The organism is Collinsella sp. LCP19S3_B7 (assembly GCF_052121795.1).
GTDB lineage: Bacteria > Actinomycetota > Coriobacteriia > Coriobacteriales > Coriobacteriaceae > Collinsella.
In genome coordinates this window covers 114,756-122,711 of sequence record NZ_JBQKDO010000005.1, presented here as the reverse complement: position 1 = coordinate 122,711, position 7,956 = coordinate 114,756, and the positions used below count along the sequence as shown (strand labels likewise).

The window sequence follows — 7,956 nt, the reverse complement described above, 5'->3', positions numbered from 1 at the left end:
CACCGTCGAGGGCGACCTGCCCAGCTCCCTCGCGATCTCCCTGCACGACGCCCTGCGCTCCAGCATCCTCTGGACCGTGTCCCGCTCGTGCCTCGTGAGCCTTCCGTAGGCCCTCGGGACCGCCCTTGCGGAGCCGCTTTTCTTCTTTCCGGACATACCGTCCTCCGATCTCCCGGGGCCGGCCGATCCGGCCCTCAGGGTATCGGGTTCCCACATTCATCCGTACATGTGCGGATGAATGTGGGAGGTGTTCGGATAAAGTTGATAATCAAGGCAATAGCAATGATTTCGCTATTGCATCTTTTGCTTGCATTTGCCTTAATAAACCCTATATTAGAATAAGGAGCAATCGTATCTTTTTACCAAATCTGAGCAAGCGCATGCATGTCCCAGCTCAGATTCAAAAGACTTTGAAAGCGAGATGCCATGAGCAAATGCTCATGTACGGTAAAGAAGCAAGCAACCGAAAACAATAGATAGACCGCCAGCACTACACTATTCCGAACCAAAGACCAAAAGATAAGCATTTTGAGAAAATCTAAACTTTTGGATTTTCCTACAATGCCGACTACGGCGGAATCCCTCCCACTCCTTATATATTTCTTTCTGTATACATTGAATTTGTATTTAGTAAAATGCAGACAACACCACGGATCGGCTTTTGGCTGGACAATTCCAACCAAACACCGCAGCAGACAGTAGAAACCATTCTGAACGTTAGGAAGCCGGTATGATTGTTACATATAAGGGGAAGAAAAATTTCTTTTAGATACTTGTTTTCCTAAAACTGATGTGATATAATAATTCAAGTCCAGAAAAGGAGTAAAAAATATGCGGCAAGGTATTCTTAAATAAAACTATAATCAAATAGTGGGAACAAAGGATTATGATAGTCCCTTTTGTAGGGGCTTAGTTTTTTGTACCCAATTTAAGAATACTTTTGCCTTATCAATTTTGACATATCCCCAAAAACAGCACTCACAAACAGGTGTAGGCTGTATATGTGTATGTCCGCAAATTATCATCCCCAGTGGTAAAAGTATTTTACTGCTGGGGATTTTTATGCCCTTCGGGGCAGTAAAGGGAGGACAATCACATGAAAATAATCAATATTGGAATTCTTGCCCATGTAGACGCTGGAAAGACAACCTTGACGGAGAGCCTGCTATATGCCAGCGGAGCCATTTCAGAACCGGGGAGCGTCGAAAAAGGGACAACGAGGACGGACACCATGCTTTTGGAGCGGCAGCGTGGGATTACCATTCAAGCGGCAGTCACTTCCTTCCAGTGGCACAGATGTAAAGTCAACATTGTGGATACGCCCGGCCACATGGATTTTTTGGCGGAGGTGTACCGCTCTTTGGCTGTTTTAGATGGGGCCATCTTGGTGATCTCCGCTAAAGATGGCGTGCAGGCCCAGACCCGTATTCTGTTCCATGCCCTGCGGAAAATGGACATTCCCACCGTTATCTTTATCAATAAGATCGACCAGGCTGGCGTTGATTTGCAGGGCGTGTATCAGTCTGTTCGGGATAAGCTCTCCGCCGATATTATCATCAAGCAGACGGTGTCGCTGTCCCCGGAAATAGTCCTGGAGGAAAATACCGACATAGAAGCATGGGATGCGGTCATCGAAAATAACGATGAATTATTGGAAAAGTATATCGCAGGAGAACCAATCAGCCGGGAAGAACTTGCGCAGGAGGAACAGCGGCGGGTTCAAGACGCCTCCCTGTTCCCGGTCTATCATGGCAGCGCCAAAAAGGGCCTTGGCATTCAACCGTTGATGGATGCGGTGACAGGGCTGTTCCAACCGATTGGGGAACAGGGGAGCGACGCCCTATGCGGCAGCGTTTTCAAGGTGGAGTATACAGATTGTGGCCAGCGGCTCATCTATTTGCGGCTATACAGCGGAACGCTGCGCCTGCGGGATACGGTGGCCCTGGCCGGGAGAGAAAAGCTGAAAATCACAGAGATGCGTATTCCATCCAAAGGGGAGATTGTTCGGACAGACACCGCCCACAAGGGCGAAATTGTCATCCTTCCCAGCGACAGCGTGGGATTAAACGACGTATTGGGGGACAACACCCGGCTCCCTCGTGAAAGGTGGCGCGAGGACCCCCTCCCCATGCTGCGGACGACGATTGCGCCGAAAACGGCAGCGCAAAGAGAACGGCTGCTGGACGCTCTTACGCAGATTGCGGATACTGACCCGCTTTTGCGCTACGAGGTGGATTCCATCACCCATGAGATCATTCTTTCTTTTTTGGGCCGGGTGCAGTTGGAGGTTGTTTCCGCTTTGCTGGCGGAAAAGTACAAGATTGAAACAGCGGTGAAGGAACCCACCGTCATTTATTTAGAGCGGCCGCTCAAAGCAGCCAGCCACACCATCCATATCGAGGTGCCGCCCAACCCGTTTTGGGCATCCATCGGACTGTCTGTTACACCACTCCCGCTTGGCTCCGGTGTACAATACGAGAGCCGGGTTTCGCTGGGATACTTGAACCAGAGTTTTCAAAACGCTGTCAGGGATGGTATTCGTTACGGGCTGGAGCAGGGCTTGTTCGGCTGGAACGTAACGGACTGTAAGATTTGCTTTGAATACGGGCTTTATTACAGTCCGGTCAGCACGCCGGCGGACTTCCGCTCATTGGCCCCGATTGTATTGGAACAGGCATTGAAGGAATCAGGGACGCAACTGCTGGAACCTTATCTCTCCTTCACCCTCTATGCGCCCCGGGAATACCTTTCCAGGGCTTATCATGATGCACCGAAATACTGTGCCACCATCGAAACGGCCCAGGTAAAAAAGGATGAAGTTGTCTTTACTGGCGAGATTCCCGCCCGCTGTATACAGGCATACCGTACTGATCTGGCCTTTTACACCAACGGGCGGAGCGTATGCCTTACAGAGCTGAAAGGATATCAGGCCGCTGTCGGTCAGCCGGTCATCCAGCCCCGCCGTCCAAACAGCCGCCTGGACAAGGTGCGCCATATGTTTCAGAAGGTAATGTAAAGATACATAATCGTCAAGACGGCAACAATCAGAAGTTATGGAGGGTAACGGGCGATCATACGGCAACAGTGCTTGGCGCTGCTCTGACCGGAACGGGTGTACTTGCATTGGCAGCTGCAATCTGCGCGCGCAAAAGAAAGCGCATCTGATAAAACTGGACGCTCTCATTTCGCTTGCCGCAAGAAGTCGGTACCGCGCGGGTGCGAACTGCGGCCCAAACTTAGACGGCTCAATAAATAAATAAGCTGCAAGGGACTGGTCCCGGATTTTCTCCGGGGTCAGTCCCTTCAATTTGACCCGACCCCTCCGAGCGTTTCAGTGGGTTGCGTAGGCGTCGAGGTCAGTCATCCCTAAAGGGCCCGAAGTCGAATCACGTCCGCTCCGATCCCGTCCTCGATATGACCGAAGGCCTGTTCCGCCGGCTCGCTATCCAGGTAGTTGTCCTTGACGCCTATTCCGAAGGAGGCATGCGAGCGATATCAAGTCGTCGCGATTCCCAATGCTCATCTTGACCGCCTGCCATCTGGGCAGGCGGCGCAACCATGGCTCCCTTGTTGGTTTTCGACGTTGTATAAGGCAATCGCAATCGTCTTGAGCTTCTTTAGGGAACTTGAACAAGAGATATGGCCTGCTGGCGATTGATTAAGTCCATACGTTTTGGTTACAAGAAAACACACTGCGCGCCTGCAGCATGAAGAAGAGGGAATCCATATGAATATCGTTGTATTGAGTGGTAGCCCGCGCAAGGGCGCCAATACCGACATTATGGTCGAGGCGTTTGCCGAGACCGCGCGCGAGGGCGGCAATACGGTCGACGTCGTCCGCGTTGCCAGCAAGAAAATCGCTGGTTGCCTGGGGTGCCAGTATTGCTTCGCCCACGAGGGCAATTGCGTGCAGAAGGATGACATGGCCAACGTGATCGAGTCGCTGCAAGACGCCGACATGGTCGTCTTCGCTTCGCCAATCTACTGGTTCGATATCACCGCGCAGGAGAAGGCCGCCATCGACCGCCTGTACGCCTTCGGTGCTACGGGCTTCCCGTTCACCAAGACGGCCGTTTTGCTCGATAGTCACAGCGAGGGCGTCTATGATGCGGCGATCGCTATGTACAAGTCAGCCTGCGCGTACTGCAAGTGGGAGAACCAGGGCATTGTCACCATCAGCGGTATGACCGAGCACGACAGCATGGCATCGTCGCCCAAGTTGGAAGAGGTGCGAGAGTTCGCCCGCAAGCTCGCCTAAGACAAGAAGAACGCATGGCAATCGGTGTTATTTGAACTGCTTGCCGTCCTTGCCAGGTGAATCGTTGATTGCCATGCGCCGTTGCCCTTGCGGACAATCTCGGCGTGCTAGGAGGCCTTCTCACTCAGGAACTCCCTGAATGCGGGGATGTCAAAGCCAACGAGACCACGCCCGCGCTCTCCGATGACGCCGTCCTCGAGGAGACGGCGTTTATATTGGCTTGCATAGTTGCCGGCAACGCCCATGCGTTTGGCTATCTCCGAGACCCTGCTGGGGCCAGAGTCGGGCAGCATCGCGAGCAAAAACTCAATGTCTTTATCGGAAAGCTCCCGATAGGTCGTTTCGAGAATTCGATCGCGCAGCTCCATACGGGCAAGCAGAGAACCCTGCTGGACATCAGGTGCGCTGATTTTGGGCGAGTTCTCCGAAACATCCCATGTGCGATATCCGACGAGCTGCATCATGTAGGGGAATCCGTCGACGGCCTTCACAGCATCCTCGAGCGCTTCTGGTGTGATTGAACGTCCTCCGGCCTCAACAGTTTTGCGAAACGCGTTTGCAATTTCAACGTCAGTGATTCGTCCTAACTGATGATATTGGGAACGCCTGAGGAACGAGACGGAATCGTTACGCAGCAACGCCGATACTTTGTAGGGCAGTCCTGCCATGAGTAGGGCAACTTTTTTACCTTCGCGTACAAAGTGCTGGTAAACAGAGGCAAATTGAAGCATTTCTTCGAGATCGACGGTGACTTCATCGATGGTGATGAGAAGTCCGATGTCATGTTTTTCGAGTTGCTTAAAGATACCATTCATGCGTGTGCGCCAGTTGCCCTGGGCCTCTTGAGCATATGTCCAATCGATGCCCACTGGACCAATTTGAACGCCGTTTATGCGCGCGTGAGGCTGTGAGAGATAGCTGTCTGCGGCTTCTTTGGTTCGCTCGATAATATCTTCGAGCATGCCTGGCATGGCGGAGACATTTGCTGCGATCCAGCCGTGTTCAAGCGCCGTTTCTGAAAGGAGCGAGAGAAGCGCCGTCTTGCCCGTTCCCCTTGCTCCCGTAATAATAGTCGACAGGTTGGGATCTCCCGGGCCGTTGATAAAGCCACGGTTGATGTCGCGCAGGATATGCTCGCGACCCGCTAGAAAGGGAGGGACGCTTCCAAATGTTGGGGTAAAGGGGTTCTTGCTGTACTCCATGGTAGCTCCTTTGCAAGTTTTGCTAATTTTTGCAAGTTTTGCTAACTTTTGCAAGTTTTGCTAACGACAGACCAAAGGGCATCGAAGCAGTGGCGCTGACATGTTTTACGCAGAAAAATAAGCAGAAATCAATTTATCTGCGTTAAAAAATAGTTGAGAAGAAAAACGACGAGTCCCGGGCGCAATGCCGTTGCGTTCCGGGCCTCGTCGCTTTGCGAAGTGTCTAACGATCTCGTTGCCGTCGTCCTAGTCAAACAGACTCGGCATGTCGTTTTCTTTCATGAGGGCACCGGCGGAGGGGAGGCTCTGCGCGGTGAACTTCTCGGCCGAGACGCCGGCGCCAAGAATCCCCTCGGTCGTGTCGACGGTGGTGACCGAGCGGCCCTTCTTGGCCGTAAAGGCCTGGACGCCCTGCGTGTTGGTGGTCGTCTTGGTCTTGAGCAGCGACGTGTTGAAGTTCATCAGGCGGTAGTCGCTCGAGACCAGCGCGATGTCGCGGTCTTCCTTGAGCACCTGTGCATACAGCAGTTTGCTGCCGCCGTAGATGGCGTTCTTGAGGCGCTTGCGGTTGGTCTTGGTAACGTATCCAGAAAGCGCGACGCGCACCACGCGGCCGTTCTCAAAGACGAACAGCACGTCGGCCTTGTAGTCCTCGGGGTCGATGACCCAGATCACGCTCTCGTCGGGTTCCATCTCAAGATCGGTGGGCAAGTACGAGCCCAGCTGGGCCGACTTGGTGTCCTCAAACGCTGCGACCTTGCACTTGTACACCTGGCTCTTGTTGGTAAAGACCAGCAGCTCGTGCGTATTGGAGGACGGGAACTCGATAAAGGGTTTGTCGCCGTCTTTGTACTTGAGCGTGGCCGCCTTCTTGAGCACGCGGTCGGTCATCTTTTTGAGATAGCCCTCGCGCGAGAGCATGATGGTCACCGGGTACTCCTCGACCTCGGGCTCCAGGCTTACCTCGATGACCTCGTGGGGCTCAATCCTGCCCGTGCGGCGCGGCATCACGTACTTCTTGTTGACCGCAGCCAGCTCGTCGCTGATGACCTTCTTGATGTTCTCCTCGCTGGAGAGGATCTCCTCTAGCTCGGCAATCTCGCCCTCAAGCTTAGCGATGTCCTTGGTGCGGTTGAGGATGTACTCCTCGTTGATGTTGCGGAGCTTAAGCTCGGCAACAAACTCGGCCTGGGTCTCGTCGATGTCGAAACCCTTCATAAGGTTGGGCACGACCTCGGCCTCGAGCTTGGTGCCACGGATGATGGCGATCGCCTTGTCGATGTCGAGCAAGATCGCCTCGAGGCCGTGCAGCAGGTGCAGGCGCTCGGACTTTTTGCCCAAGTCAAAGTTAATGCGGCGACGCGTGGACTCAATACGCCACTTGACCCACTCGTGCAGGATCTGGCGTACGCCCATAACGCGGGGATAGCCATCGACCAGCACGTTAAAGTTGCATGAGAACGAATCCTGCAGCGTAGTCGAGCGATAAAGCTTCGCCATGAGCTTGTCGGGGTCGACACCGCGCTTAAGATCGATGGCGATACGCAGGCCCGAGAGGTCGGTCTCGTCGCGGATGTCAGCGATCTCCTTGACCTTGCCCTCTTTGGAGAGCTTGACGATGCGATCGATGATGACATCGGTCTTGGTGGTGTAGGGGATCTCGTAGACCTCGATAATGCGCTCTTCGGGAATCCAGCGCCAGCGGGAGCGGATCTGGAAGCTGCCAAGGCCGGTCTCGATAATCTTTTCCATCTCCTCGCGGCGGTAGATAATCTCACCGCCGGTCGAGAAGTCGGGCATGGGCATGTACTCGAGCAGATCGCAGTTGGGATCCTGCAGGTAGTGCATGGTGGCGGTGCAGACCTCGTTGAGGTTGAAGCCGCAGATGTCAGACGCCATGGCGACGCCGATGCCCTTGTTGGCCGAGACGAGGATGTTGGGGAAGGTGGTAGGCAGCAGGCGCGGCTCCTTCATGGCGCCGTCGTAGCTGTCGACAAAGTCGACCGGGTCCTTGTCGATGTCTTTGAAGATCTCGGCACTGATGGGGGCGAGCTTGGCCTCGGTGTAACGCGAGGCAGCGTAGCTCAGGTCGCCCGAATAGTACTTGCCAAAGTTGCCCTTCGACTCCACGAAGGGGGCGAGTAGCGCCTCGTTGCCGGTGGCCAGGCGCACCATCGTCTCGTAGATCGCGGCGTCGCCGTGCGGGTTGAGCTTCATGGTTTGACCCACGATGTTGGCGCTCTTCTGGCGCTCACCTTTGAGCAAGCCCATCTTGTACATGGTGTAGAGCAGCTTGCGGTGCGAGGGCTTAAAACCGTCGATCTCGGGGAACGCACGCGAGACGTTGACGCTCATGGCGTAGGGCATGTAGTTGACCTCGAGCGTCTGCGTGATCGGCTGATTGGTGACCTCGGAGTGCAGGCCGATGACGTTCTCGGCGTTGACCTGCTTTTTCTTTGGCTGGTTCTTCGTCTTCTTCTTTGCCACGATTTCCTC

5 protein-coding genes are annotated in these 7,956 nt (G+C 54.1%); 2 read left to right on the top strand and 3 right to left on the bottom strand.

Features of this window, described 5'->3' with window-relative positions:
- A partial coding sequence (locus ACTQW0_RS03710) for a helix-turn-helix domain-containing protein (RefSeq protein ID WP_441567010.1) occupies positions 1 to 156 on the bottom strand: 156 nt, incomplete at its 3' end.
- Positions 157 to 1,096: 940 nt separating this feature from the next.
- Between ACTQW0_RS03710 and tet(W) the strand changes: the two genes are divergently transcribed.
- Together tet(W) and ACTQW0_RS03700 are read left to right on the top strand one after the other, a co-directional pair.
- Complete coding sequence (gene tet(W) / locus ACTQW0_RS03705) at positions 1,097 to 3,016, top strand: tetracycline resistance ribosomal protection protein Tet(W) (RefSeq protein WP_441567008.1); 1,920 nt, start codon at positions 1,097 to 1,099, stop codon at positions 3,014 to 3,016.
- 711 nt (positions 3,017 to 3,727) lie between these two features.
- Positions 3,728 to 4,258, top strand: coding sequence for a flavodoxin family protein (locus ACTQW0_RS03700; RefSeq protein WP_441567006.1), 531 nt, complete (start codon positions 3,728 to 3,730; stop codon positions 4,256 to 4,258).
- Positions 4,259 to 4,365: 107 nt separating this feature from the next.
- On the opposite strand, the gene ACTQW0_RS03695 is transcribed toward ACTQW0_RS03700, so the two are convergent.
- Together ACTQW0_RS03695 and ACTQW0_RS03690 are read right to left on the bottom strand one after the other, a co-directional pair.
- The gene (locus ACTQW0_RS03695) at positions 4,366 to 5,460 is read right to left on the bottom strand and encodes an ATP-binding protein (RefSeq protein WP_154516910.1); all 1,095 of its coding nucleotides are present in this window, start codon (positions 5,458 to 5,460) and stop codon (positions 4,366 to 4,368) included.
- A gap of 246 nt (positions 5,461 to 5,706) precedes the next feature.
- Complete coding sequence (locus tag ACTQW0_RS03690) at positions 5,707 to 7,947, bottom strand: DNA gyrase subunit A (protein WP_441567004.1); 2,241 nt, start codon at positions 7,945 to 7,947, stop codon at positions 5,707 to 5,709.
- Positions 7,948 to 7,956: the final 9 nt, after the last annotated feature.